The sequence below is a fragment of the Streptomyces sp. NPDC052236 genome (assembly GCF_044548015.1).
Classification (GTDB): domain Bacteria; phylum Actinomycetota; class Actinomycetes; order Streptomycetales; family Streptomycetaceae; genus Streptomyces.
In genome coordinates this window covers 1-24,398 of sequence record NZ_JBIUBL010000004.1, presented here as the reverse complement: position 1 = coordinate 24,398, position 24,398 = coordinate 1, and the positions used below count along the sequence as shown (strand labels likewise).

Here is a 24,398-nt window from a genome sequence, read left to right as displayed (position 1 = left end):
CGGACGACCCTGGTGGCTATGTCCTCACGGAAGGAAGTTTCCGAACGAATTCACGGGGTTACAGCGGCTACAGCGCGTGTTCGGCGAACCGCTGCGCCGTCTCCTTCAGCACCTCCACCCCGTCCCGCTCCCACAAGCCCTCGTTGAACAGCTCGACCTCGATCGGGCCCGCGTACCCCGTCGAGTCCACCCGCTCCCGCCACTCCCGCATGTCGATCGAACCGTCCCCGATCTGGCCCCGCCCGTTCAGCACGCCCGCCGGCAGCGGAGTCGTCCAGTCCGCCAGCTGGAAGGAGTGGATACGGCCCGCGGCGCCCGCCCTCGCGACCGCCGCCGGAGCCATGTCGTCCCACCAGATGTGGTACGTGTCCACCACCACACCCACCTGCGACGCCGGGAACGCCTCCGCCAGGTCCAGCGCCTGCGTCAGCGTGGAGACCACGCACCGGTCGGCCGCGTACATCGGGTGCAGCGGCTCGATCGCCAGCCGTACGCCCCGCTCCCCCGCATAGGGCGCCAGCACCGTCAGCGCGTCCGCGATCCGGGACCTCGCCGCCGCCAGGTCCCGGCTGCCGGGCGGGAGGCCGCCCGAGACCAGGACCAGCGTGTCCGTGCCCAGCGTCGCCGCCTCGTCGATGGCCGCGCGGTTGTCGTCCAGGGCGAGCGCCCGTTCCGCCGGGTCGATCGCCGTGAGGAAGCCGCCGCGGCAGAGGCTGGTGACCGCCAGGCCCGCGTCCCGTACGAGCTTGGCCGCCGCCTCGACTCCGTACGACTGCACCGGCTCGCGCCACAGGCCCACGGCGGGGACGCCGAGCTCCCCGCACGCCTCGACAAGCTCGGGGAGGGAGAGCTGCTTCACCGTCATCTGGTTGATGCTGAAGCGGCTGAGGTCCAGGTCAAGACCAGTCACTGGGCGACTCATTGAGTGACTCCGTAGACTTCAAGAAGAGACTTCATACGGGACTCCGCCAGCGCCGGGTCCGGGAACAGCCCCAGCCCGTCCGCCAGTTCGTACGCCCGGCTCAGGTGCGGCAGCGAGCGCGCCGACTGCAGGCCGCCCACCATCGTGAAGTGCGACTGGTGTCCGGCCAGCCAGGCCAGCAGCACCACACCCGTCTTGTAGAAGCGCGTCGGCGGCTGGAACAGATGCCGCGACAGCTCCACCGTCGGGTCGAGGACCTTGCGGAACCCCTCGACGTCACCCGTGTCCAGGATCCGTACCGCCTCGGCCGCCAGCGGACCCAGCGGGTCGAAGATCCCGAGCAGCGCGTGACTGAAGCCCCGCTCGTCGCCCGCGATGAGCTCCGGGTAGTTGAAGTCGTCGCCGGTGTAGCAGCGCACGCCCTCCGGGAGCCTGCGGCGCAGGTCGATCTCGCGCTGGGCGTCCAGCAGCGAGACCTTGATCCCGTCGATCTTGTCGGGGTGGGCGGCGATGACGTCGAGGAAAACGGACGTGGCGACGTCGAGATCGGCGGAACCCCAGTAACCCTCCAGCGCCGGGTCGAACATCGGACCGAGCCAGTGCAGAATCACCGGCTCCGAGGCCTGCCGCAGCAGATGGCCGTAGATGGAGAGGTAGTCCTCGGCGCTGTCCGCCGCGGACGCCAGCGCGCGCGACGCCATGATGATCGCCTGCGCACCGCTCGCCTCGACGAGCGCCAGCTGCTCCTCGTACGCCTCGCGCACCTGGGTGAGCGAACCGCCCTCAGGCCCCAGCTGGTCGGTGCCGACGCCACACGCGATCATGCCGCCGACCGCCTTGGCCTCCGCCGACGAGCGCCGGATCAGCTCCGCCGCGCCTGCCCAGTCCAGGCCCATACCGCGCTGCGCGGTGTCCATGGCCTCCGCGACACCCAACCCGTTCGACCACAGGTGGCGGCGGAAGGCGAGCGTGGCGTCCCAGTCCACGGCGGCGGGCGAGTCCCACGCGGCGTCCGCGTACGGGTCGGCCACGACGTGCGCGGCGGAGAACACCGTACGAGAGGCCAGGGCGGCGCCCCCGGTGGTGAAGCGCGCGGGCTCGGCGCGCGGTACGTACACGCGCGATTCGCCGCCCGCGCCCGCGCCCGCGCCCGGCAGTGGCTGTGGCTGTGGCAGTCGGATCGTCACAGCGACAGCTCCGGTACGTCGTAACGGCGGCCCTCGGCCGACGACTTCAGGCCCAGCTCCGCGAGCTGCACACCGCGCGCGCCCGCCAGCAGGTCCCAGTGGTACGGCTCGTCCAGCGCGATGTGGCGCAGGAACAGCTCCCACTGCGACTTGAAGCCGTTCTCGAACTCCGTGTTGTCGGGCACTTCCTGCCACTGGTCACGGAAGGACTCCGTGGCGGGCAGATCCGGGTTCCAGACGGGCTTCGGGGTGGCGGAGCGGTGCTGGACGCGGCAGCGGCGCAGGCCGGCGACCGCCGAGCCGTGGGTGCCGTCGACCTGGAATTCCACCAGCTCGTCGCGGTTCACCCGGACGGTCCAGGAGGAGTTGATCTGGGCGACGGCGCCGCCCTCCAGCTGGAAGATCCCGTACGCGGCGTCGTCGGCGGTGGCGGCGTACGGCTTGCCGCGCTCGTCCCAGCGCTGCGGGATGTGCGTGGCGACGTGCGCCGTCACGCTGGTGACCCGGCCGAACAGCTCGTGCAGTACGTACTCCCAGTGCGGGAACATGTCGACGACGATGCCGCCGCCGTCCTCGCTGCGGTAGTTCCAGCTCGGGCGCTGCGCCTCCTGCCAGTCGCCCTCGAAAACCCAGTAACCGAAGTCGCCCCGTACGGACAGGATTTCACCGAAGAAGCCGCCGTCGATGAGGCGCTTGAGCTTCAGCAGCCCCGGCAGGAAGATCTTGTCCTGTACGACACCGTGCTTGATGCCCGCGGCCTCGGCGAGGCGGGCGAGCTCCAGGGCTCCCGCTACGTCGGTCGCGGTCGGCTTCTCGGTGTAGATGTGCTTGCCCGCGGCGATCGCCTTCTTGATCGCGGTGACGCGGGCGGAGGTGACCTGCGCGTCGAAGTAGACGTCGACGCTCTCGTCCGCGAGGACGGCGTCGAGGTCGGTCGACCAGTGCGTCAGCCCATGCCGTTCGGCGATCTCGCGCAGCGCGTGCTCGCGGCGGCCGATGAGGATCGGCTCGGGCCACAGGACCTCGCCGTTTCCGAGGTCGAGACCGCCCTGTTCGCGAATGGCGAGAATGGAGCGCACCAGGTGCTGGCGGTATCCCATTCGCCCGGTGACGCCGTTCATGGCGATCCGCACTGTCCTGCGTGTCACGAAGTTGCCCTCCACGTTCCGTGAATGTTCTAGTCTGCTCGATAAGAGCGTAGCAAGCGCTTTCTATGCGCTATGACGCTAGCCTGCCGACAGCGGCCCGGACAAGGGCCTGGCCCTATCTCGGCCTATCTGGGCCCTATCGGCCCTATCTCCCGACGGAGGAAAGCGATGACAGTCACCCTGGCGGATGTCGCGGCGCGCGCCCGGGTGTCCCCGGCCACCGTCTCCCGCGTACTCAATGGCAACTATCCGGTCGCCGCGACGACCCGCGAGCGGGTGCTGCGCGCGGTCGACGAGCTCGACTACGTACTGAACGGTCCGGCGAGCTCGCTGGCCGCCGCCACCTCCGACCTGGTCGGCATTCTCGTCAACGACATCGCCGACCCCTTCTTCGGGATCATGGCCGGGGCGGCCCAGACCGAGATCGGCGGTCAGGAGGGGTCCGGGCGCGCGGGCGGCGAGAAGCTGGCCGTCGTCTGCAACACCGGCGGCTCGCCGGAGCGCGAGCTGACCTACCTGACCCTGCTCCAGCGGCAGCGGGCGGCGGCGGTCGTGCTGACCGGCGGCGCGCTGGAGGACCCCGCCCATATCGCGGCGATGACCTTGAAGCTGACGAAGCTGGCCGACGCGGGGACGCGGGTGGTGCTGTGCGGGCGGCCACCGCTGGCGGAGCAGGAGGACAGCGCCGCCATCGTCGCGGCGCTCACCTTCGACAACCGGGGCGGCGGGCGGCGGCTCACCGAGCATCTGCTCGCGCTGGGACACCGCAGGATCGGATACGTCGCGGGGCCGGCGGAGCGCACGACGACCCGGCACCGGCTGGAGGGCCACCGGGACGCGATGGCCGCGGCGGCACTCGACGGGGACCAGGAGCGGCTGACCGTACACGGTCCGTACGCGCGCCGGTCCGGCTATGACGCGACGCTCGAACTGCTGCGGCGGGAGCCCGGGTTGACGGCGATCGTGGCCGCGAACGACACGGTGGCGCTGGGGGCTTGCGCGGCGCTGCGGGACAAGGGGCTGCGCATCCCCGACGACATCTCGGTGGCGGGCTTCGACGACCTGCCGTTCTCGGTGGACGCGGTGCCCGCGCTGACGACCGTACGGCTGCCGCTGTACGAGGCGGGGGCGCGGGCGGGGCGGCTGGCGATGGGGAACGAGGCGCCGCCGCCGGGGGGTATCGCGACGATCGCGGCGGAGCTGATGGCGCGGGCGTCGACGGCGCCGCCGCGGCGCTGACTGATCTCGGTACGGGCTCTGTACAGGCCCTGTACAGGCCCTGTACGGACTCTGTACAGAGCCCGTACCGGCTCTGAACCCGCCGTGAAAGATCAGGTTGCGTCTCCCCAATGGCGGTCCTTGCGCCCTTATGTCCTCTGGTGCCCTCTGGACATCCGCGGCCACGACCGACACGGTCGTGTCTCCGCCGTGAGTCCCGCACCCCCATCGAGAGGACACTCGTCGTGCGACGCATCCTGTTGCCGCTCGCCATGGCCGCGCTTGCCCTGACCGCGCTGCCCGCCCCCGCGCAAGCGCAAGTACTGCAAGTGCAGGCGACCGAGGGCTCGTTCAACGTACTGACCTACAACGTCGCGGGCCTGCCCCAGGGGCTGTCGTCCGGCAACCCGGAGAAAAACACCCCGCTGATCTCGCCCCGCCTCGGCGCGTACGACATCGTCAACGCGCAGGAGGACTTCAACTACCACGCCGCCCTGTACGCGGGTGACGACCACCCCTACCGCACCCCCACCAGCGGCGGCGCGGCCTTCGGCGACGGTCTCAACACCCTCTCCGACGTGCCGTACAGCGACTTCGAGCGCGTGAAGTGGACGAAGTGCAACGGCACCGACTGCCTCACGCCCAAAGGGTTCACGCTGGCGAGAACACGCCTCGCGGAGGGCATATTCGTCGACATCTACAACGTCCACTCCAACGCGGGCTCGGCCGGCGCGGACCTGGCCGCCCGCCGCGCCAACATCACCCAGCTGTCCGACTTCATCGCCGCCAACTCCGGTGGCAACGCGGTCATCGTGATGGGTGACACCAATACCCGCTACACCCGTACCGGCGACAACATCCGGGACCTGACCACCCGTAACGGCCTGACGGACGCCTGGGTCAAACTGGTACGCGGCGGCTCGGCGCCCGCCGCCGGTTCCGACGCCCTGGTCTGCGACCCGGCGCGGGTCACCGACGACTGCGAGGTCGTCGACAAGATCCTCTACCGCGGCAGCCCGCTCTTCGACCTCACCGCGGTCCGCTACCACAACGAGAACACGGCTTTCCTCGACGCGGAGGGCAAGCCGCTCTCCGACCACTATCCGCACACCGTGGACTTCAGCTGGAAGGCTGCTGCGGGACTGCGGGCGAGCGACCAGTTCGGCGGTCCGCACGGCACGGCCTTCAACGACGCCGACGACCTGCCTGCCGTCCCTGCTCCGCGCACGCTGACGCTGCGGGGCGGGAGCCGTCTCGACGCGGTGGGACTCACCCTGGACGGCGGCACCACCCTCACGCACGGCGGCACAGGCGGCACGGCGGCCTCGCTCACCCTGGCGGCGGGCGAGGGACTCAGGTCGGTGACCCTGACCCAGGGGACGAAGGACGGCCGTACCCGTATCTTCTCGGCGTCCTTCACCACGACGGCCGGACGTACGCTGTCAGCGGGCAGCCCGACCTCGAACACGGTCACGTACACAGCACCGGCGGGCTGGCGGATCGTGGGCTTCACGGGCCGCGCGGGCACAGAGATCGACAAGCTTGGGGTGGTCTACGCCCCGTAGACAAGTACAGGGGCGGGCAGTTGACGGACGCAGGGACAAACTGGGCGGGGAACATCGCGTTCTCGGCGGAACGAGTGAGCCGACCCGCCACCGTCAGTGAGCTGCGCGGGATCGTGGCGGACAGTTCCCGGGTACGGGCGCTGGGCAGCGGGCACTCGTTCAACGACATCGCCGACACGGACGGCGCTCTGGTGTCGCTGGCCGGGCTCCCGGGGGATGTCGAGATCGACACGGCCGCCGCCACGGTCCGTGTCCCGGCGGGCGTCCGGTACGCGGCGCTCGCCCGGGAGGTGCACGCCCGCGGCCTGGCGCTGCACAACATGGCCTCGCTGCCCCACATCTCGGTCGCGGGCTCGGTCGCCACCGGTACGCACGGCTCCGGCAACGCCAACGGCTCCCTCGCCACCGCCGTACGCACGGTGGAAATGGTCACCGCGGACGGCGAGCTGCTGACCCTGGACCGCGACAAGGACGGCGAGCAATTCGCCGGTTCCGTGGTGGCGCTGGGCGCGCTGGGCGTCGTGACCTCGCTCACCCTGGACCTGGTCCCGGCGTTCGACATGCGGCAGTACGTCTTCACGGGGCTGCCGCTGGCGACTCTGGAGGACCATTTCGACGCGGTCACCTCGGCGGCGTACAGCGTGAGCCTGTTCACGGACTGGAGCGCCCCGGTCTTCTCCCAGGTCTGGCTGAAGCAGCACGAAGACCCCTCAGCGCTGGCCCCGGACTTTCCCTGGGCGACCCCGGCGACGGGCGCGATGCACCCCGTACCCGGCATGCCCGCGACGTACTGCACGGAGCAGCACGGCGTACCGGGGCCCTGGCATGCGCGCCTGCCGCACTTCCGCGCCGAGTTCACCCCGAGCAACGGGGAGGAGCTTCAGTCCGAGTACCTGGTCCCGCGCCACCACGCGCTCGCGGCACTGCGGGCGGTGGCGGCCCTGGGCGAAACGATGGCCCCGGTGCTCCAGGTCTGCGAGGTCCGCACGATGGCGGCGGACGACCTGTGGCTGAGCCCGGCGTACGGGCAGGAGACGGTGGGGCTGCACTTCACCTGGGTCAAGGACACGGCGGCCGTACTGCCGGTGATCGCGCTGCTGGAGGAGCGGCTGGCGCCCTACGCTCCACGGCCGCACTGGGGGAAGGTTTTCGCCATGGCGCCGGCTGAGGTGCGGGGGCGGTATCCGCGGATGGGGGACTTCTTGGCGCTGCGGGAGGCGCTGGACCCGGCGGGGAAGTTCACGAACGGTTTCGTACGACGGGTGCTGCACGGATAAGCAGGTGTGCTGGGGCGAGACCATCGTGCAGACTCGCCGGGCCAGCCGACTGCGCCCCACAGGCGACAGGCGTGACGCGCAAGACCAGGGAGACTGAGTGACCTCGATAGTCCGGCACATCACCTTCGACTGCGCCGAGCCGCACGAGCCCTACGCGCTGGCGGAGTTCTGGAGCCAGGTGCTCGGCCACCCGGTCGACCCGGAGGACGCGCCGGGCGACGACGAGGTGGGTCTGGAGGTGCCCGCCGGTCAGCCGACCCTGCTGTTCGTGAGGGTGCGGGAGAAGAAGTCGCTGAAGAACCGCGTACACCTCGACCTGGAGCCGGACCGGACGCGGGACGAAGAGGTGGAGCGGGTGCTGGCGCTCGGCGCGACCATCGTCGATGACCGACGCAAGCCGAACGGCAGGGGCTGGGCGGTCTGCGCGGACCCGGCGGGGAACGAATTCTGCATCGAGGTGGGGGCGGCGGAGCGCGCGGCGATTCTTGCGAGGGAAGCCGCATCGGGGTGAGCCGAAGGGGCGGTTATGGGATCGGGTGGTCCGGAGTGTCGAGCCAAGCCGTGTGATGACCTTCAGCGCGCACGGTCATCCCGAACCGCTCCGGCCCGGGACTGCCGACCTGGCGCCACGTGGAGTTTGGCGATGGCCCGTAGCTGTCGCCGCTCGTACGCCGTGGCCGGCCGTACGTTGACCCAACGTGACCGCCACGAAAAGCCGCTCGGGCGGGTGAGGCGGATCAACGGCCCTTGAAAGTCGGCGACTGTCGCCGGCAGGTCGTAAAACCGGTCGTAGACAACGCTGCCGACTTTCAGCCCGTGCGGGTTCATGTTCGCGGCCACCTCACACTCCCCAGCGTGTACGGGAGTTCGCCTCAGCGACTGCGGGTCTGAGCGCGTCGGACAGCGGCACCGGCACCAGGTGCTCCGGCTCGGCCTCCCATTCCTTGCCGCCATTGAGCGGCCGGAGCTGATAACGCGGACCCTCATGGCCCATCACCCGGCCTACGCGACCCGTACTGGCATCCCTGGCCGTCTCACCCACAGCGGGCACATAAGCGAACTCTGGCCGGCTCATCCCGGCACCCGCCTCAGCAGCCCCACCTCAACAGCCCTGAGAATGTCTGGCGTCGGCTCCGCATAACCCGTTCGCGGCGCCCACTCCGGAACGAACCGCCAGAACCTACCGGCCCTTATCAGCGCCGCAAGCTCATCCACATCGCCAACGGTCGCCGGTGTTGTGGTCGGTTCTGCCATGGTCGCCGTGCCCCTTCGCGTCTGTACGTGCCCTCGGCGGATGTCCGCTCACACCAATGCCAAGGGGCTACGTCGGGTACAGCGCCCTCACATCTGTGTGGTGAGTGCAATCCTGGCGACCAGCTTGGAGTGATTACAGGGACGGAATGTCCTAGTTACGCAGCGCTATTACGCCACGCCAAGGAACTCCACCAGCTTACGGAGGCCCGGGGGATGGGGAGGTCGCGCCCACAGATCGGTCACGACGGCCACGGCGAGGGTGTGGTGGCGCATCCAGGCGGGAGCGACCTGGCGCAGCTTCTCCAGGGACTTCACGGCCTCCGCGGTGTTGCCCAAGTCCGTGTGGGCGCGTGCCACGTCCAAGAGAAGCCACGTTCGCCAGGACACCGGGGTGTCCGCGCTCAGACGCATGCCCTTGGCCAACGCCAGGGCCTCCGCCGGGCGTTCATGCTGGACGGCCAGCCGGACACGTTCGATGCGGACGGAGGAATGGTTGAAGACGCTCACCAGCTTGCTGTTCTCCGCAGCCGGGAGTTTGGCCAGGCGGCCCGCCGCCTTCTCGGCCGTCAGCATCATGTCGTTGGCGTGGTCGTAGTCGCCGCTGCGGGCGTAACTGGTCGCAGCCGACATGAGGAGCCCACCCCACACCCGTACGCCCTCCGCCGTTTTGGTGTGCTCCCGCTCCACGGTGTCGGCTGCGTGGACCGCCAGACCCGTGGCATCACCCAGTCGGTTCTGACGCTGGTACGCCCATGCCACGGAGTTGTAGACCATGGGTGCCAGCAGCGGATCCGACGACTGGTCCGCCGCGTCGGCCGCGCGCTCCAGGCTGGACAACGCCAGGTCGGTCTTCCCCAGGCGAATGGACAGGTGGCCACCAAGTTGCAGTGCCTTCCCCAAAGCGGCCTGCCCAGCCGCCCGCTCCTCCGGTGTGCCCACGGAGGAAAGCAGGCGGGCGTCCGCGATTATGCCGGGCAGTACCTCCATGACTCGGCCGAACTCCGCCGCGTGGTACAGCGTCCAGGCTTCCGCCAGCTCCGCCCGCATGAGCGGCAGAGACAGCCGCTCCGCGCCCTCCGGCTCCGGCGGCGCGGCCAGCAGCGGAGGCATGATCGCGCGCCGAACAGCCACCAGCGCGGGAGGCTCGCTCTGCCCTCCGGAAGGCACGGCAGGAGGGTCACCCAGCAGGTGCGTGACCTCCACGCCCAAGCCCGCCGCCAACGAATGCAGCGTGGGCAACCGGGCACTGTGCTTGCGCCGTTGCTCCAACTTGCGGATCACGTCCACGGACACGTCTGATCGCGCGGCCAGTCCCTCTTGCGTCAGGTCCGCCATGCGACGGAGTCGCGCAATGCGGTCGCCCAAGTGCTCAGCCATGGTTCAGACGGTACGCCGCGTGGGCGTCGTCACGCCGGTCCCTCACAGGCTCAGTGGAAAGTGATCAGCTTCAGACGGACACCCCCAGTGGTCGCCGGGAGATCGGGAGGGCCTGCCGATCCGGCTCGACGATGAGATGGCCGTCCACGCTGGGGCGCGGGCCGGTGTGGCGACTGTTTCATCGTCGAGGGCGACCATCTCGTGCCGTTGGTCCGCTACAGAGGTGGCGCCTCTTGGCCTACTTGGATTCGACCCGTCCGAGCGGGTCGGGTCCGGCCGTCAGCGCGTCACGCGCCGTCTGCCAAGCGGAATCCCCGGGGTAGAGCTCGGTGCGGAGGTAGGCCCAGGTGAGCCGCTGGACCGCAGCCACTCGCTCGGGGTTCTCGTCCGTGGTCTCGCCGACGTCATATCCAGAGACCCCGCCGAGCCCGTGCTCCGCGTCAAACAGGGTGAGCAGGGACTTGGGGCCCGGGGAGAGGAAGTACGGATCGGCGTGCCAGTCCGGGCCCCGAACCGTCAGGTGGGCAGAGGCGTCCTTGTCCCCGGCGACGACGAGCGCGGGCGTCGTCATCTCGGAGAAGTCCGCGGTCGAGAAGAAAGAATAATTCTTGGCCACGAACTCGGTGAGGGCATCTCCCCCTCTGCCGGGCGCGGCAAGCAGCACACCCGCCTTGATCCGGGGCTCGGCCAGGTTCACTTCCGTTCCGTCGTGCGGGTCAGTGAGCCTGGCGCCCAGCAGCAGGCTCGCGGTGTGCCCGCCCATCGAGTGCCCGGCCACGGCGACCTTGCTGTGGTCCAGGCGCCCGAGGAGCTGCGGGACTGCGGCCTCGATCGCGTCGAGCTGGTCGAGGATGCGCTTCATGTCCTCGGCCCGTGATCGCCAGTACATGGGCGCCCCGGGAGTATCGGGATCCAGGCTCAGCGTCGTGGAGCTCAGATGGGTGGGCTGGATCACGACAAAGCCGTGCGCCGCCCAGAAGTTGACGAGGGGGGCGTAGCCGTTCAGTGAGGAGAGGTTGTTCGAGTAGCCCTGGCCGTGCGAGAGGAGGATGACCGGCAGGTCGCTCCCGGTCACGGGCGCGGAGACCCGCATCTCCAGGTCCACGGCTCGGCCGGGAGCTGACAGCACCACCGGACTGACCGAGAGGACGGGAGTGGGCGGGCCGATGGTGTCGGCTGCGTAAGTCGATTCGCTCATGATGCGTAGGTCCCTTCAATGGCCTCTGCTGCCGGGTCTCAATCGGACGGCGGCGCGTGAGGCAGTCAGAAGCGTCGCGCTTCAGCTAAACTGAAAGCGGAGCGCTGTTCCGTTTAATATACGGAACGCTGTTCCGCTTTGTCAACGACCGCCGCCGGAAGGAGAGCGTGGTGCCCACTACAGGCCAGTCCGGGGAGTTGCCGGCCCGAAGCAAGCGGGCCGACGCGCTGCGCAACGAGCAGACGCTGCTTGCCGCCGCCGCCTCGGTGTTCGTCACCTCCGGCGTCGACGCGCCGATCCGTGAGATCGCGGCCAGAGCCGGCGTCGGGATGGGAACGATCTACCGCCACTTCCCGAATCGGGCGGATCTCGTCGTCGCCGTCTACCGCCACCAGGTCGAGGCCTGCGCCGAGGCCGGCCCGACCCTGCTGGCCAGTGCCGACTCTCCGTTCGCAGCACTCCGTCAGTGGGTCGACCTCTTCGTTGATTTCCTGGTCACCAAGCACGGACTCGCCAACGCGCTGCAATCGGACAGCAGCGGCTTCGAGGCGCTACACGCCTACTTCCTCGACCGCTTGGTGCCGGTCTGCGCGCAGTTGCTCGACGCCGCCGTCAACGCCGGCGAAATCAGGCCCGGTACGCAGGCCTACGAACTGATGCGCGGCATCGGCAACCTCTGCGTCGGACGTGACAGCGACCCTCGCTATGACCCCCGCCGATTGGTCGAACTGCTTCTTCAGGGACTACAGCGACCGCAGTCATCCTGATGTCGACGGTGAGCCGACGCGGCCCGCGAGGCGGTCCTCGAAGCCGTCGAGAATCGCCTTGAGGCCGAACTCGAAGCTGCTGTCCGGCGCCGCGCCATAGTCCGTCCCCGACGCCGCTTCCAGGCGGGAGCGCAACCGCGGGAACCGCATGGCGATCTCGCTCGCCTGCGTGATCGTGTCGCTCAGCAGTTCCTCCGCCTTGCCCCCGTCGCGGTTCAGCCGCCTGGTCAACGAGATCGTGGCGGCGGCACCCACCGCGTTCCCCAGTACGAACATGAAGACCGCGGCCGCCGCCTGGTCCGCGTCCGCGCCGGCGAACCCCGCCTTCTCGTAGACCTCGAGGGTGTGGTCGTCGTGGCGCGCCTTGGCCGGGCCGTAGAAGAGGTGGCCCGCCAGCGCCTGTACGAGCCATGGGTGCCTGGTCATCATCGCGTGCAGGCCAGTGGCCATCGTCGTGGCGGCCGTGCGCCAATCGAGCGTGTCGAGGTCGGGCAGCTCGATCTCCTGCCAGACCTCGTCGCCGGCGAGCCTGACCAGGTTGTCCTTGCTCTTCACGTGCCAGTAGACGGCCGTGGCCGCCGAGCCCAGCCGGTTGCCCAGGCTGCGCATGTTCAGGCCGTCCAGGCCCTCGGCATCCAGCAGCTCGATGGCGGTGCGGACGATCTGCTCTGCGGTCAGCGTGTTTCGCGGCATGTCCGCAGCATAGTTAAACTAAGTGCAAGTAGGGCTTGCACTTAGTTCAAGTCGCCCGCTAGGCTTCACTTGCACTTAGTTCAAGTCCTCGTGAAGGAGAGCCCCATGACCGGATTCGCCGCAGCCCTGCAACTACTGATCGCCCTCGCCTTCCTCAGCATCCCGATGGTGCGGAGCCGCTACGGCGCACAGGCCCAGGTAGCCGCCGAAGCCGAACTCGACCGACAGGGCGTGCCGTCCACGGTGCTGGCCGAGAACAAGATCCGGTTCGACGCGGGCGGTCACGAGACACTGGTCCCCGCGAGCGTCGCCCTGATCATGGTGGCCGTGGCCGTGCTCAACCTGCCGGGAAGCTCGTGGGGTGAGCTCCTGTCCTGGATCGTCCAGCCGTTGATCCTCTGCGGCAATCTGCTCATCCTGCACAGCCAGGTCAACGCCGTTAAGTCCGTGACGGCCCATTTCGTGAAGACCGGCGACGCCACCCTGCGGCGAATCGACGTCAAGGCCCTGCTCGTCGCCGCCGAGAAAGCCTTCCCGGCCTGGGTGCTGCCCGGTCTGCAGAATGTCCGGCACACCGTGGTGATGGCGGGCTCGATCGCCGTACTCATCCTGATGGGACTCAACTGACTCGACGGCCGGTCTTGCCAGGGTCTTGCGAGGGTCTTGTGAGGGCGACAGGCCCCGCCATACCGTTGACTGAGTCAAAGGTAACTTTGGAGCAGCCCATGACCGTCCATGAGATCCGCGCCTTCAACCGCTTCTACACCAACCTCATCGGCGCCCTCGACTACAGCAAGCACCTCTACACCCCGTACACCCTCACCGAGTCGCGCGTCCTCTACGAACTCGCCCACAACCCCCGTACCGACGCCGCCGACCTGCGCACCGAACTCTCCCTCGACGCCGGGTACCTGAGCAGAATGCTCGCCAAATTCGAGCGCGACGGCCTCGTCGCGCGCGCCCCCTCCGAGCCCGATCCGCGGCGGCAGCGCATCACCCTCACCGAGCAGGGCCGCGAGGCCGCCGCCCTGCTGGACGAGCGGTCCCGGCAGTCCGTGGGGGCGCTCCTCGCCAAGGTGGAGCCCGACGAGCGGGAGCGGCTGGCCGACTCCCTGCGCACGGTCCGCGAGATCCTCGCCGACACCCGCCCCGCCCGCCCCGCGGAGCCCGTGCTGCGCGACCCCTGCCCCGGCGACCTGGGGTGGATCGTCCAGCGCCACGGCGCGCTCTACGCCGCCGAGTACGGCTGGAACGCCGACTTCGAGGGCCTCGTCGCCCGTATCGTCGCCGACTTCGCGCAGGACCACGACCCCTACCTGGAACGCGTGTGGATCGCCGAGCTGAACGGCCGCCCGGTGGGCACGGTCATGTGCGTACGGGACGACGCCCCGGCCACCGCGCGGCTGCGGCTGCTGCTGGTCGAGCCGGAGGCGCGCGGACACGGCCTCGGCCGACAGCTCGTCCGCGCGGTCGTGGATTTCGCCCGCGAAGTGGGGTATCGAGAACTGGTGCTGTGGACCAACGACGTACTGGCCGGGGCCCGCCGGATCTACCAGCAGGCCGGGTTCACCCTCGTCGCCGAGAAACCGCACCGCTCGTACGGAGTCGATCTCGTCGGCCAGGACTGGCGGCTGCCCCTGCAGGAAGGAACGATCCAGTGAAGTTCGCCTTCTCCACCCTCGGCGTGCCGGCCATGCCGATCCCCGACGTGATCCGGCTGGCCACCGACACCGGATATCACGGCGTGGAGCTGCGAGCCCACCCCGAGGAGCCCGTGCATCCCGGGCTCGGCGCACGCGAACGGGCCGCCGTGGTCGGCGAGTTCGAACAGGCCGGGGTCCAGATCCTGACCGTCTGCGGGTACGTCGGCGTGGGATCCGCCGGTGACGACGGGCCCGTACGCGCAGAGCTCGACGGACTGCTCCTGCTGGCACGCGACCTGCGCGCGCCGTACGTACGCGTCTTCCCCGGCGGCGGCGACCAGGACCCCGCCGCCGCCGAAGCCACCGCCGCCCGCCGCCTCGGCACGGCCGCGGAGACCGCGGCCGGTCTGGGCGTACGGATCCTGCTGGAGACCCACGACTCGCACCGCACCGGCGCGGACGTCTCACGGATCCTGGGGACGGTCGGCCACAAGCACGCCGGCGCGATCTGGGACGTGGTGCACCCCTGGCTCGACGACGAGCGCCCGGCGGCGACGCATGCGGCGCTGGCCCCCTACCTTGGCTATATGCAGGTCAAGGACGTGGCCTCGGCCGAGGACCTGACCCCGCTGCCGCTCGGCGCGGGCGTGCTGCCGCTCGCCGAGTGTCTGGCGACACTCACCGAGGAGACATGGCTGAGCTGGGAGTACGAGAAGCGCTGGCATCCGGAGGCAGCGGACCTTCCGGGCCTGCTGATCCCGGGGCGGGAACACCTGGAGCGCCTGCTCGCGACAGCGAGGTGAGCGCCAGCCCCACGCGCCGAAGCCGAAGACCGTGGCCCCCCAGGCGACAAACATGATGGTCCCGACGCCGCTCCAGTCCAGGGCGCGCAGCGCGTCGAGGTCGGCCTGCGGGCCCTCGAAGAGCAGCGAGAGCGCGAGCAGCGGCAGTACGGGGACGGTGGACACCCAGATCATGACCCGCACGGCCGTCCCGGTGAGCCTCCGCGCCGCCCCGTCCCCCCTGTTGCCACAGGGCCCAGAGTGGCAGTAACTTTCCGGCTACCCGTCAGCCTTGGAAGTTTCCTTCAACCCCCTTGTCGAGCAAGGCCGGAAGGAGCGCACCCGTGCACGACCGGAGCCTCTCCAGACGTACTCTCCTCACCGCGACCGCCACCGCTGCCGCCATCACCGCCAGCGGCATCGGCATCGCGCCCGCCACCGCCACCGCCCACCATGACCGCCTCAAACGGCTCATCTCCCGCATGAGCCTGGAGGAAAAGGTCGGCCAGCTCTTCGTCATGCGCGCCTACGGGCACTCCGCCACCGCCCCCGACCAGGCCGACATCGACCTCAACCTCAAAGAGATGGGCGTCCGTACCGCCGCCGAGCTGGTCGCCAAGTATCACGTCGGCGGCATCATCTACTTCGCCTGGGCGCACAACACCCGCGACCCGCACCAGATCGCGGACCTCTCCAACGGCATCCAGCAGGCCGGTCTCGCCCAGCCCACCCCCGTACCCCTGCTCATCTCCACCGACCAGGAGCACGGCATCGTCGCCCGCGTCGGCGCGCCGGCCACGCTCATGCCCGGCGCGATGGCCCTCGGGGCGAGCCCGTCCCCCTCCCACGCCCGCACCGCCGCCCGTATCGCCGGGGCCGAGCTCGCCGCCATGGGCATCGTCCAGAACTACGCCCCCGTCGCCGACGTCAACGTCAACCCGGCCAACCCCGTCATCGGCGTACGCTCCTTCGGCGCCGACCCCCGCGCCGTCGCCCGCCTCGTCGCCGCTCAGGTGAGGGGCTACCAGAGCGCGGGCATCGCCGCGACCTCCAAGCACTTCCCGGGGCACGGCGACACCACCGTCGACAGCCACACCGGCATCCCCGTCATCACCCACACCCGCCGTCAGTGGGAGGAGATCGACGCCCCGCCCTTCCGTGCCGCGATCGCCGCCGGGATCGACTCGATCATGACGGCGCACATCCAGTTCCCCGCGCTGGACCCGAGCAACGACCCGGCGACGCTCTCCCGCCCCATCCTCACCGGCATCCTGCGCGAAGAGCTCGGTTACGACGGCGTGGTCGTCACCGACGCGCTGAACATGCAGGGCGTACGCGACAAGTACGGCGACCACCGGGTGCCGGTGCTCGCGCTCGCGGCAGGCGTGGATCAGCTGCTCAATCCGCCGGACCTGGCCGTCGCCTGGAACGGCGTACTCGACGCCGTCAAGAGCGGCGAAATCAGCGTCGCACGGATTGAGGAATCCATCCTCCGCATCCTGCGCCTCAAGGAGAAACTGGGCCTGTTCCGCGACCCGTTGACCTCCCACCGCAGCGTCGACCGCACGGTTGGCGTACGCGCGCATCTCGCCGCAGCCGACCGGATCGCCGAGTCCACGACGACCCTCCTCGTCAACGACAGCGTCAACGACGGCCCCCTGCTGCCGCTGAGCCGCCGCAGCAGTCCCCGTCTGCTGATCGTCGGCGCCGACCCCGCCTCGCCGAGTGGCTCCACCGGGCCGCCCACCACCGTACTGGCCAAGGCCTTCACCGAGCTCGGCTTCACCGCCACCGCCCTGCCCACCTCCACCTCCCCGACCGCCGCGAAGATCGACGAGGCGGTGGCGGCGGCGAGCGGCAAGGCGGATGCGGTGATCGTCGGTACGTACAACGTCTCGGCGACCAGCGCCCAGCGGACCCTGGTGGCCCGGCTCACCGCCACCGGCGTCCCCGTCGTCGTGCTCGCCATCCGCAATCCGTACGACATCGCCCAACTGCCCAACGTCCGGGCGGCCCTCGCCGCGTACTGCTGGACCGATGTCGAACTCCGCGCCGGCGCCCGGGTGATCGCGGGCCGCGCCGAGCCCGAGGGGCGGCTGCCCGTGCCCGTACAGCGTGCGGACGACCCGTCCCGCGTGCTGTACCCGATCGGCCACGGGCTGTCGTACGAATAGAAACGACGAATGAAAGCAGGCTGCGCCCGCCGCTCAACAGCAAGCGGCGGGCGCAGCGCAGTCCAAGCAGTTACGGCCGCAGCGTCAGCTCACGCTCCACGTCCCGCTTGTCCAGGCGCACGTCATACGTCGTCAAACGCTTCGCCTTCGCCGGGTCCTCCTGCACCGCGGCCGGGGCAACACCCGCCCACCTCAGGATCGCCGCCGTGGCCTTCGCCCTCTGGTCCTCCACCAGGCCCGCGACATTGGCCCCGTGGTTGGCACCGGGCGCCGTGTACACATAGCTGTCGCGCGCGCTCCTGCCGGGGCCGAACCGCTCCGCGCCCCACGGGTCGTTCTCGCCGTAGACGAACATCATCTGGTTGGCGTTGTGCCGCACCCACTTGTCGACGTCGTTCATGACCCACGGCTCGAAGCTCATCGGGATCTCACGCGGCACGAAGTTCCGCGGCGGCTGGTACCCGTACCGGCTCAGCCCGTTCAGGTGCGGCTGCTTGATGTCGGGCGAGCCCAGCTGGGTGCCCGCCTGGTAGTAGTACGGCGTGTACGGTGCCAGGCCCTGGTCCGCGTAGAAGCCGAAGCCGGAGATCGCGTCGATCGAGTCGTAGATCTCCTGGTCCGACGCGGTCGCCGCGGTGGGGATCGCCTCGCAGTCCGCCAGCGTGCTGTACTGCCAGAAGCCCCAGACGTAGTCGAGGACCACAGCTTCGTACGCCTTGTCGAGGTTGCCGACGATCGTGAAGGTGTATCCCTCGGTCGCCGCCGCAGCCTGGTACATGGCCTCCAGCGGGGCGCGACGCACCAGCGCCTCGCGCTGCACCGCGTTCAGCTTGTCACGGCACTCCTTGGTGCCGACGCTCTCGAAGAACCGGTCGTAGGCCGAATCCTCCTTGTTCACCACGTCGTTGGGCGCGACGTACGCGACGACGCCGTCCATGTCGCGCGGGTAGAAGCGCTCGAAGTACGTGGCGGTCATGCCGCCCTTGGAGCCGCCGGTGGCGAGCCACTTCTTGGTGTAGATCTTCTTCAGCGCCGTGAAGACACGGTGCTGGTCGCTCGCGGCCTGCCATATGTCCAGCTTGGACCAGTTGGCGGGGTCGGGCCGGGACGGCGTAAAGAATCGATACTCCAGCGACACCTGGTTGCCGTCGACAATCGCGGTCGGCTCACTGCGTCGCGGTGTCGTGGACACGTTGTAGCCGGAGGTGAAGAAGACGGTGGGGCGGTTGGTGTCCTTGTGCAGCAGCGTGATCCGCTGCTTGAAGGTGCCCTTGGACGGATGCCGGTGGTCGACCGGCTGGGTGTAGTTGAGGACGAAGTACCGGTAACCCGGATAGGGCTTTTCCTCTATGAGACTCATCCCCGGAACAGCCAGGATCCGGTCCTTGATGTCCGTGATGTCCGGGCCGGCCGTGGGCTCCGCGTCGGTAGCCGCGCCGGCCGTCGCACCGGCCGCGCTCATGGTGCCGATGAGCACCACGAGCGACAGCAGCCATCTGAGCGCCTTGCGCATTCACCCTCCCCTTGATTCACCAGTGACGCTTCACAAGTGATCGGGTGAACCTAGCTGGGGCAACGGCCCTCCCGCCAGACCCCATTGGGGAAAGTGGCACCGGTCAGCAGAGGATCCAGCCGGTCGACCGCGCCTTGCCGGAGATGGCGCCGGTGGCCCGTACGCAACGGTTGAGCGCGTGGACGGTGACGGGTCCCATCTTCCGGGTGGAGGTGCCCTTGAGCCTTTTGGGACTGCCGCCGCGCGCCTGGAGCTCTACGGACATGGCTCGCCGTACGCCGGGCGTCTTGCTGACGGTCATGGCGCAGGCGTACTGCCGGTTCTTGTAGACGCGCAGCTCGCCGGTGGCGAACTTGAAGATCTTCGCCGGCCGCCCGCTGCAGGCGGAAGCTATGGAGGCTGCCGCGTCGGAGCGCTGGACCGCGGGACCGGCCACTGTCAGCGCCCCCACGGTCATGATCACGGCAAGGCACTGCGCGAACATCCGCATGAGCCGCCGCCCCCCGCTGTTACCCGCCCCACCCAGCACTCTTGGTCCCCCTCGCCACGGCCCCGTACATGCGTACGACGCAGTAGGCGGCGAAACGGTTGCGAACCCGCTGTCAGACCGCGGCCGGCTCGTCCTCCCCCATCCCGATGAACACGCGCCAGAGCATCGCGTACCGGCCGCCCCGCGCCAGCAGTTCATCGTGCGTGCCGTCCTCCACCGCCCGGCCGCCGTCCATCACGATCACCCGGTCCGCGCGCGCCGCCGTGGTCAGGCGGTGCGCGACGACGAGCGTCGTACGGCGGCCCGTGAGCCGGTCGGTCGCCTGGTTGACCAGGCCCTCGCTCGCCAGGTCCAGGGCCGCCGTCGCCTCGTCCAGGAGCAGGATGTCCGGGTCGACGAGCTCGGCGCGGGCGAGCGCGATCAGCTGGCGCTGGCCCGCCGAGAGGTTGCGGCCCCGCTCGGAGACCTCGTGCAGATAGCCGCCTTCGAGCGTGGCGATCATGTCGTGCGCGCCGACGGCCCGCGCCGCCGCCTCCACCTCGGCGTCGCTCGCACCGGGGCGGCCGTACGCGATCGCGTCCCGGACCGTGCCCGAGAAGAGGTACGCCTCCTGGGGGACGACGCCGAGCCGGTGCCGGTACGCCGTCAGGTCCAGGTCGCGCAGGTCCGTGCCGTCCACCGTGACCCGGCCGCTCGTCGGGTCGTAGAACCGCGCCACCAGCTTGACCAGCGTCGACTTGCCCGCGCCGGTCTCACCGACGAAGGCGACGGTCTGGCCTGCCGGTATACGCAGGCTGATGCCCGTCAGCGCCTCCTCCGGGTCACTGGCGTCGTCCGCCGACCCGTACACGAAGTCGACGTCCTCGAAGGCGATCTCGCCGCTCAGCTCGCGCACGGCGAGCGGCTTCTTCGACGGGGCCGTCGAGGTCGGCTCCTGGAGGAGTTCCTGAATGCGGCCGAGCGAGACCGAGGCCTGCTGGTAGCCGTCGAAGACCTGGGAGAGCTGCTGCACGGGCGCGAAGAACAGCTCGATGTAGAGGATGTACGCCACCAGCGCGCCGGTGGTGAGGGTGCCCGCCTCGACCCGGCCCGCGCCGACGATCAGCACGGCCGCCACGGCCGCCGACGACAGCAGCTGCACGAAGGGGAAGTAGACCGAGATCAGCCACTGGCCGCGCACCCGGGCCTGGCGGTAGCTGTCGCTGCGGGCGGCGAACCGCTCCCCGCCGTCCCGCTCGCGCCGGAACGCCTGCACGATCCGCAGCCCGGACACCGACTCCTGAAGGTCGCCGTTGACCAGCGCGATGCGCTCGCGCGCCAGCTCGTACGCCTTCACACTCGTACGGCGGAAGAAGTACGTGCCGATGATCAGCACCGGCAGGGTCGCGAAGACCACCAGCGCCAGCTCCACATCGATGACGACCAGCGCGATCATGATGCCGAAGAATGTGACGACCGAGACGAACGCCGTGACCAGACCGGTCTGCAGGAACGTCGACAGCGCGTCCACGTCCGTCGTCATCCGGGTCATGATGCGGCCGGTCAGCTCGCGCTCGTAGTAATCCAGTCCCAGCCGCTGGAGCTGCGCGAAGATCTTCAGCCGCAGGGAGTAGAGGACGCGTTCGCCGGTGCGGCCGGTCATCCTTGTCTCGCCGGTCTGCGCGGCCCACTGCACGACCACGGTCGCCAGCGCGAGCCCGGAGGCCACCCACACCGCGCCCAGCGCCAGTTGCTCGACGCCCTCGTCGATGCCGTGCCTGATCAGTACAGGCAGCAGCAGGCCCATGCCCGCGTCGATCGCGACCAGGCCCAGGGAGACGAGCAGCGGCAGGCCGAAGCCGCCGAGCAGCCGGCGCAGCCCGTACGCCCCCTCCTCGCCGCGCACGGCCCGCGCCTCGTCCACATCCGGTACGTCGGTGGCGGGCGGCAGCGCCTCGACCTGCGCGAGCAGCTCCGGGGTCGCACCGGGCGCCGCGGACTCCTCGGCGCTCTCGTCCCGTACCCACAGGCGGGGTGTGATGCCACGCTCGGCGTCGAACTCCGCGTCGAGCTCGTCGCGTACGGTGCGGTCCTCGGCCGGTTCCGGGGCGTCGGCGGGCAGCGCGTGCCCCGGCGATACGCCGCCGAGCTCGTCCGGGTCGGTCAGCAGCCGCCGGTACAGGGCCGAGTTTTCCTGGAGTTCGTCGTGGGTGCCGATGGCGGCGAGCCGTCCGCCGTCCAGGACGGCGATGCGGTCGGCGAGGCCCAGGGTCGAGCGGCGGTGGGCGATCATCAGCGTCGTACGGCCCGCCATGACGGAGCGCAGGGCCTCGTGGATCTCGTGTTCCACGCGCGCGTCCACGGCGGATGTGGCGTCGTCCAGGAGGAGCAGCCGGGGGTCGGTGAGGATCGCGCGGGCGAGTGCGATGCGCTGGCGCTGGCCGCCGGAGAGGGTGAGCCCGTGCTCGCCGACCTTGGTGTCGTAGCCGTCGGGGAGTTCGGCGATGAAGCGGTCGGCCTGCGCGACGCGCACCGCGGTCTCGATCTCCTCCTGGCTCGCGTCGGGCTTTCCGTACGCGATGTTCTCGCGCACGGTGTCGGAGAAGAGGAAGCTGTCCTCCGGTACGAGCCCGATGGCGGCCCGCAGCGAGTCGAGGGTCAGTTCGCGTACGTCGTGGCCGCCGACGAGGACCGCGCCGCGCGTCACGTCGTAGAAGCGGGGCAGCAGCAGCGAGAGGGTGGACTTGCCGCTGCCCGAGGAGCCGACGACGGCGACGGTCTCGCCCGCGCGGATCTCCAGCGAGAAGCCGTCGAGGACGGCGCGCTCGGGGCTTTCCTGGTCGTCGTAGCCGAAGGTGATGTTGTCGAATTCGACGGTGGCGGGCGCGTCCGCCGGAAGCACCTTTGTGCCGTCCTGCATTGTCGGCTCGGTGTCGATCAGTTCCAGTACGCGCTCGACGCCCGCGCGGGCCTGCTGTCCGACGGTCAGCACCATGGCGAGCATCCGGACGGGGCCGACGAGCTGGGAGAGGTAGGCCGAGAAGGCGACGAACGTACCGAGAGTGATCTGCCCGCGGGTGGCCAGCCACCCGCCGACGGCGAGCATCGCGACCTGCCCGAGCGCGGGGACCGCCTGGAGGGCGGGCGTGTAGCGGGAGTTGAGCTTGATGGTGCGCATCCGGCCCGCGAAGAGCTTGCGTCCCGCCTCGCGGAGTTTGCCGGTCTCCTGGTCCTCCTGGCCGAAGCCCTTGACGACGCGTACGCCGGAGACGGCGCCGTCGACGACGCCCGCGACGGTGGCGGCCTGGCTCTGCGCGTACCAGGTGGCGGGGTGCAGGCGGGTGCGGCTGCGCTTGGCGATGTACCAGAGGGCGGGGGCGACGGCGAGGGCGATCAGGGTGAGCGGGAGCGACAGCCACGCCATGATCGCGAGGGAGATGAGGAAGAGCAGGATGTTCCCGATGGTCATCGGGAGCATGAACAGCAGGCTCTGGATGAGCTGGAGGTCGCTGGTGGCGCGGCCGACGACCTGGCCGGTGGACAACTGGTCCTGGCGGCGGCCGTCGAGGCGGGTGATCGTGCCGTACATCTCGGTGCGCAGATCGTGCTGGACGTCGAGCGCGAGCCGTCCGCCGTAGTAGCGGCGGATGTAGGTGAGGACGTACACGACGAGCGCGGCGGCTATCAGCAGGCCGGTCCACAGGGCGAGCGAGCGCCTGTCGGGCCCGGTGTTCCCGATGATGTCGTCCAGGACGACCTTGAGGATCAGCGGGACGACTGCCATGACGGCCATACCGGCCAGCGAGGAGCCGAGGGCGAGCACCACATTGCTCCGGTAGCGCCAGGCGTACCCGGAAAGCCGCTGTGCCCAGCCTTGGTCTGCCGCCGCCACGTGGTGCCTCCCGTTTGATCTGATCCGATGATCTGATCTACCGGAAGGCACCAACGCGGGGAGCAGCGGATTTCATCCCGCCGCAGCGAATACGGGCCTCAGGTCCTAGGACCGTCCTAGGAGCGCCCTAGGACCTCGGCCCTTTCACCCCATCAGCGGGTGGCCGGGATCGCTTCCCTCGGGGCCGTCTCCGGGGTGTCGGGCAGGGCCTCGTACGGGACGACGGGCGGCGTGAAGACCTCGGCCGTCGACGCCGTGGCGGCCGGGGCGAGGTCCTTGTGGACCGCGCGGGCGACTCGCTGGATGGTGTCGACGCCGTACTGCATGGAGCTGTTGTCGTGCGTGAGGACGGAGATCGTGTAGCTGTGGCCGCCGCTGGTGAAGGCGCCCACGCTGTGTACGCGCCAGCCGTGCGTGGCGCGCGAGAGCCAGCCGTTCTTGATCTGGACCCTGGCGGTGCTCGGCGCGCCGGCCGAGACGCCCCAGCGCTGCGAGGACACGACCTTGTACATCAGGCCGAGGGTGTAGCCGCGCGAGGCGTCGGTGAGGACGGTGTTCTTGAGGGCGAGCAGGTTCATCAGCAGCCGCTCGTCGCCTGCGCTGATCTGCGTGAGGCCCCAGTAGCCGCCGGTGCCGGGGATGGTCCGGGTCATGTTCGCGGCGGCGAGGAAGTTCTTGACCTTGGTGGTGCCGAGCTGATTCCACAGGGTGGTGGTGGCGGCGTTGTCGGACTTGGTGATCATGTTGGTGGCGAGCGTCTGCTCGCGGGCGGAGAGCTTGCGGCCGGTCTTCTGCGCGTCCCAGAGGAGCGTGGTCAGGACGGTGACCTTGACGACGCTCGCGGAGTCGTAGCGGTCGCCGCTGCGCAGACCGCAGGTGGTGTTGGTGGTGTTGTCACGGACGCTGACCGCGGTGGTCGATGCCCGGCCCTTGAGGGCCGCGGTGATGTCCGCCGCCAGCTTGGTGGCGAGTCCGGCCTTGCCGGAGGTGCAGGTGACAGTCGGCGTTGCGGCGGCGGCGGGCGTGGCGCCCGCGGCCAGCGGCAGGAGCACGCCTGCGGCGAGGCCCGCTGCGACGACCCGCGCGCGACCGGATACGAGGCTTGATATACGGCCTGATATGCGGCCGGATGCGCGCCGGGCCATTCGGTGGTGAGTCATGGAGGCTTCCCGTCCCCTTGGCTGTGGCGGGCGCGCTCAATGGCGCGCCCCCCCCCCAAGACACACCCCCGACACAAACGTGGTATAAGTTAGGCGAATTAAGGGCTCACTTGCGCGGCACTCGCACCGGCAACCCCTACCGGCGCCCCGGTGGGCGGC

General features: G+C 69.7%; 21 protein-coding genes and 1 pseudogene. 9 read left to right on the top strand and 13 right to left on the bottom strand.

Translation table 11 applies throughout. The annotated features are described in order from the left end of the window. Positions 1 to 67 precede the first annotated feature (67 nt). Genes ACIHCQ_RS08925 through ACIHCQ_RS08915 form a run of 3 tightly spaced genes read right to left on the bottom strand, consistent with a single transcriptional unit; the run spans position 68 to position 3,257 of the window. On the bottom strand, positions 68 to 922 hold the full coding sequence (locus ACIHCQ_RS08925; RefSeq protein WP_399659261.1) for a sugar phosphate isomerase/epimerase family protein: 855 nt from the start codon (positions 920 to 922) through the stop codon (positions 68 to 70). Next, the gene (locus tag ACIHCQ_RS08920) at positions 919 to 2,109 is read right to left on the bottom strand and encodes a dihydrodipicolinate synthase family protein (protein WP_399659258.1); all 1,191 of its coding nucleotides are present in this window, start codon (positions 2,107 to 2,109) and stop codon (positions 919 to 921) included. The genes ACIHCQ_RS08925 and ACIHCQ_RS08920 overlap by 4 nt, the downstream gene beginning before the upstream one ends. Continuing rightward, positions 2,106 to 3,257 carry a Gfo/Idh/MocA family protein gene (locus ACIHCQ_RS08915; protein ID WP_399659255.1) on the bottom strand — a complete coding sequence of 384 codons (1,152 nt, stop codon included), beginning with the start codon at positions 3,255 to 3,257 and terminating at the stop codon, positions 2,106 to 2,108. Before ACIHCQ_RS08915 ends, ACIHCQ_RS08920 begins: the two co-directional genes overlap by 4 nt. Before the next feature lie 168 nt (positions 3,258 to 3,425). Between ACIHCQ_RS08915 and ACIHCQ_RS08910 the strand changes: the two genes are divergently transcribed. The 4 genes from ACIHCQ_RS08910 (at position 3,426) to ACIHCQ_RS08895 (ending at position 7,828) form a co-directional block, all read left to right on the top strand. Continuing rightward, on the top strand, positions 3,426 to 4,496 hold the full coding sequence (locus ACIHCQ_RS08910) for a LacI family DNA-binding transcriptional regulator (protein ID WP_399659251.1): 1,071 nt from the start codon (positions 3,426 to 3,428) through the stop codon (positions 4,494 to 4,496). 251 nt (positions 4,497 to 4,747) lie between these two features. Beyond that, complete coding sequence (locus ACIHCQ_RS08905; protein WP_399659988.1) at positions 4,748 to 6,040, top strand: jacalin-like lectin; 1,293 nt, start codon at positions 4,748 to 4,750, stop codon at positions 6,038 to 6,040. A 20-nt stretch (positions 6,041 to 6,060) separates the two neighbouring features. Next, positions 6,061 to 7,317 (top strand): D-arabinono-1,4-lactone oxidase, encoded by a 1,257-nt coding sequence (locus ACIHCQ_RS08900; RefSeq protein WP_399659248.1) that lies wholly within the window; start codon positions 6,061 to 6,063, stop codon positions 7,315 to 7,317. Between the two features lie 97 nt (positions 7,318 to 7,414). Further along, positions 7,415 to 7,828 carry a VOC family protein gene (locus ACIHCQ_RS08895; protein ID WP_399659245.1) on the top strand — a complete coding sequence of 138 codons (414 nt, stop codon included), beginning with the start codon at positions 7,415 to 7,417 and terminating at the stop codon, positions 7,826 to 7,828. Positions 7,829 to 8,158: 330 nt separating this feature from the next. On the opposite strand, the gene ACIHCQ_RS08890 is transcribed toward ACIHCQ_RS08895, so the two are convergent. The 4 genes from ACIHCQ_RS08890 to ACIHCQ_RS08875 all read right to left on the bottom strand — a co-directional run bounded on the left by ACIHCQ_RS08890 (position 8,159) and on the right by ACIHCQ_RS08875 (position 11,146). Next, positions 8,159 to 8,392: a hypothetical protein gene (locus tag ACIHCQ_RS08890; RefSeq protein WP_399659242.1), complete on the bottom strand. Its 234-nt coding sequence runs from the start codon at positions 8,390 to 8,392 to the stop codon at positions 8,159 to 8,161. Beyond that, positions 8,389 to 8,571 (bottom strand): hypothetical protein, encoded by a 183-nt coding sequence (locus ACIHCQ_RS08885; RefSeq protein ID WP_399659239.1) that lies wholly within the window; start codon positions 8,569 to 8,571, stop codon positions 8,389 to 8,391. Before ACIHCQ_RS08885 ends, ACIHCQ_RS08890 begins: the two co-directional genes overlap by 4 nt. Before the next feature lie 168 nt (positions 8,572 to 8,739). Further along, positions 8,740 to 9,948, bottom strand: a complete 1,209-nt coding sequence (locus ACIHCQ_RS08880) for a helix-turn-helix domain-containing protein (RefSeq protein ID WP_399659236.1) — start codon at positions 9,946 to 9,948, stop codon at positions 8,740 to 8,742. Between the two features lie 238 nt (positions 9,949 to 10,186). Further along, the gene (locus ACIHCQ_RS08875) at positions 10,187 to 11,146 is read right to left on the bottom strand and encodes an alpha/beta hydrolase family protein (protein ID WP_399659234.1); all 960 of its coding nucleotides are present in this window, start codon (positions 11,144 to 11,146) and stop codon (positions 10,187 to 10,189) included. A 170-nt stretch (positions 11,147 to 11,316) separates the two neighbouring features. Between ACIHCQ_RS08875 and ACIHCQ_RS08870 the strand changes: the two genes are divergently transcribed. After that, positions 11,317 to 11,913, top strand: a complete 597-nt coding sequence (locus ACIHCQ_RS08870) for a TetR/AcrR family transcriptional regulator (RefSeq protein ID WP_399659231.1) — start codon at positions 11,317 to 11,319, stop codon at positions 11,911 to 11,913. On the opposite strand, the gene ACIHCQ_RS08865 is transcribed toward ACIHCQ_RS08870, so the two are convergent. Then, on the bottom strand, positions 11,905 to 12,606 hold the full coding sequence (locus tag ACIHCQ_RS08865) for a TetR/AcrR family transcriptional regulator (protein WP_399659228.1): 702 nt from the start codon (positions 12,604 to 12,606) through the stop codon (positions 11,905 to 11,907). The two genes, ACIHCQ_RS08870 and ACIHCQ_RS08865, sit on opposite strands and share 9 nt — an antisense overlap. Before the next feature lie 105 nt (positions 12,607 to 12,711). Between ACIHCQ_RS08865 and ACIHCQ_RS08860 the strand changes: the two genes are divergently transcribed. The 3 genes from ACIHCQ_RS08860 (at position 12,712) to ACIHCQ_RS08850 (ending at position 15,052) form a co-directional block, all read left to right on the top strand. Beyond that, positions 12,712 to 13,233, top strand: coding sequence for a hypothetical protein (locus ACIHCQ_RS08860; protein ID WP_399659225.1), 522 nt, complete (start codon positions 12,712 to 12,714; stop codon positions 13,231 to 13,233). A 98-nt stretch (positions 13,234 to 13,331) separates the two neighbouring features. Then, a complete protein-coding gene (locus ACIHCQ_RS08855; protein ID WP_399659223.1) occupies positions 13,332 to 14,267 on the top strand; it encodes a GNAT family N-acetyltransferase in 936 nt (311 codons plus the stop codon). Then, on the top strand, positions 14,264 to 15,052 hold the full coding sequence (locus ACIHCQ_RS08850; protein WP_399659221.1) for a sugar phosphate isomerase/epimerase family protein: 789 nt from the start codon (positions 14,264 to 14,266) through the stop codon (positions 15,050 to 15,052). The genes ACIHCQ_RS08855 and ACIHCQ_RS08850 overlap by 4 nt, the downstream gene beginning before the upstream one ends. A 3-nt stretch (positions 15,053 to 15,055) precedes the next feature. On the opposite strand, the pseudogene ACIHCQ_RS08845 reads toward ACIHCQ_RS08850, so the two are convergent. Beyond that, positions 15,056 to 15,238 (bottom strand): annotated as a pseudogene (locus tag ACIHCQ_RS08845) (EamA family transporter); the annotation flags it as partial. 137 nt (positions 15,239 to 15,375) lie between these two features. Between ACIHCQ_RS08845 and ACIHCQ_RS08840 the strand changes: the two are divergent. After that, positions 15,376 to 17,205, top strand: a complete 1,830-nt coding sequence (locus tag ACIHCQ_RS08840) for a glycoside hydrolase family 3 protein (RefSeq protein ID WP_399659218.1) — start codon at positions 15,376 to 15,378, stop codon at positions 17,203 to 17,205. A 70-nt stretch (positions 17,206 to 17,275) separates the two neighbouring features. Here ACIHCQ_RS08840 and ACIHCQ_RS08835 read toward each other — a convergent pair whose 3' ends face one another. The 4 genes from ACIHCQ_RS08835 to ACIHCQ_RS08820 form a co-directional block, all read right to left on the bottom strand. Next, entirely contained in the window at positions 17,276 to 18,718 is a 1,443-nt protein-coding gene (locus ACIHCQ_RS08835; protein WP_399659216.1) for a S28 family serine protease, read from the bottom strand. Positions 18,719 to 18,821: 103 nt separating this feature from the next. Beyond that, on the bottom strand, positions 18,822 to 19,202 hold the full coding sequence (locus ACIHCQ_RS08830; RefSeq protein ID WP_399659986.1) for a hypothetical protein: 381 nt from the start codon (positions 19,200 to 19,202) through the stop codon (positions 18,822 to 18,824). A gap of 118 nt (positions 19,203 to 19,320) precedes the next feature. Then, positions 19,321 to 23,079, bottom strand: a complete 3,759-nt coding sequence (locus ACIHCQ_RS08825) for an ABC transporter ATP-binding protein (protein WP_399659214.1) — start codon at positions 23,077 to 23,079, stop codon at positions 19,321 to 19,323. 152 nt (positions 23,080 to 23,231) lie between these two features. After that, a complete protein-coding gene (locus ACIHCQ_RS08820) occupies positions 23,232 to 24,239 on the bottom strand; it encodes a serine hydrolase (RefSeq protein WP_399659212.1) in 1,008 nt (335 codons plus the stop codon). Positions 24,240 to 24,398: the final 159 nt, after the last annotated feature.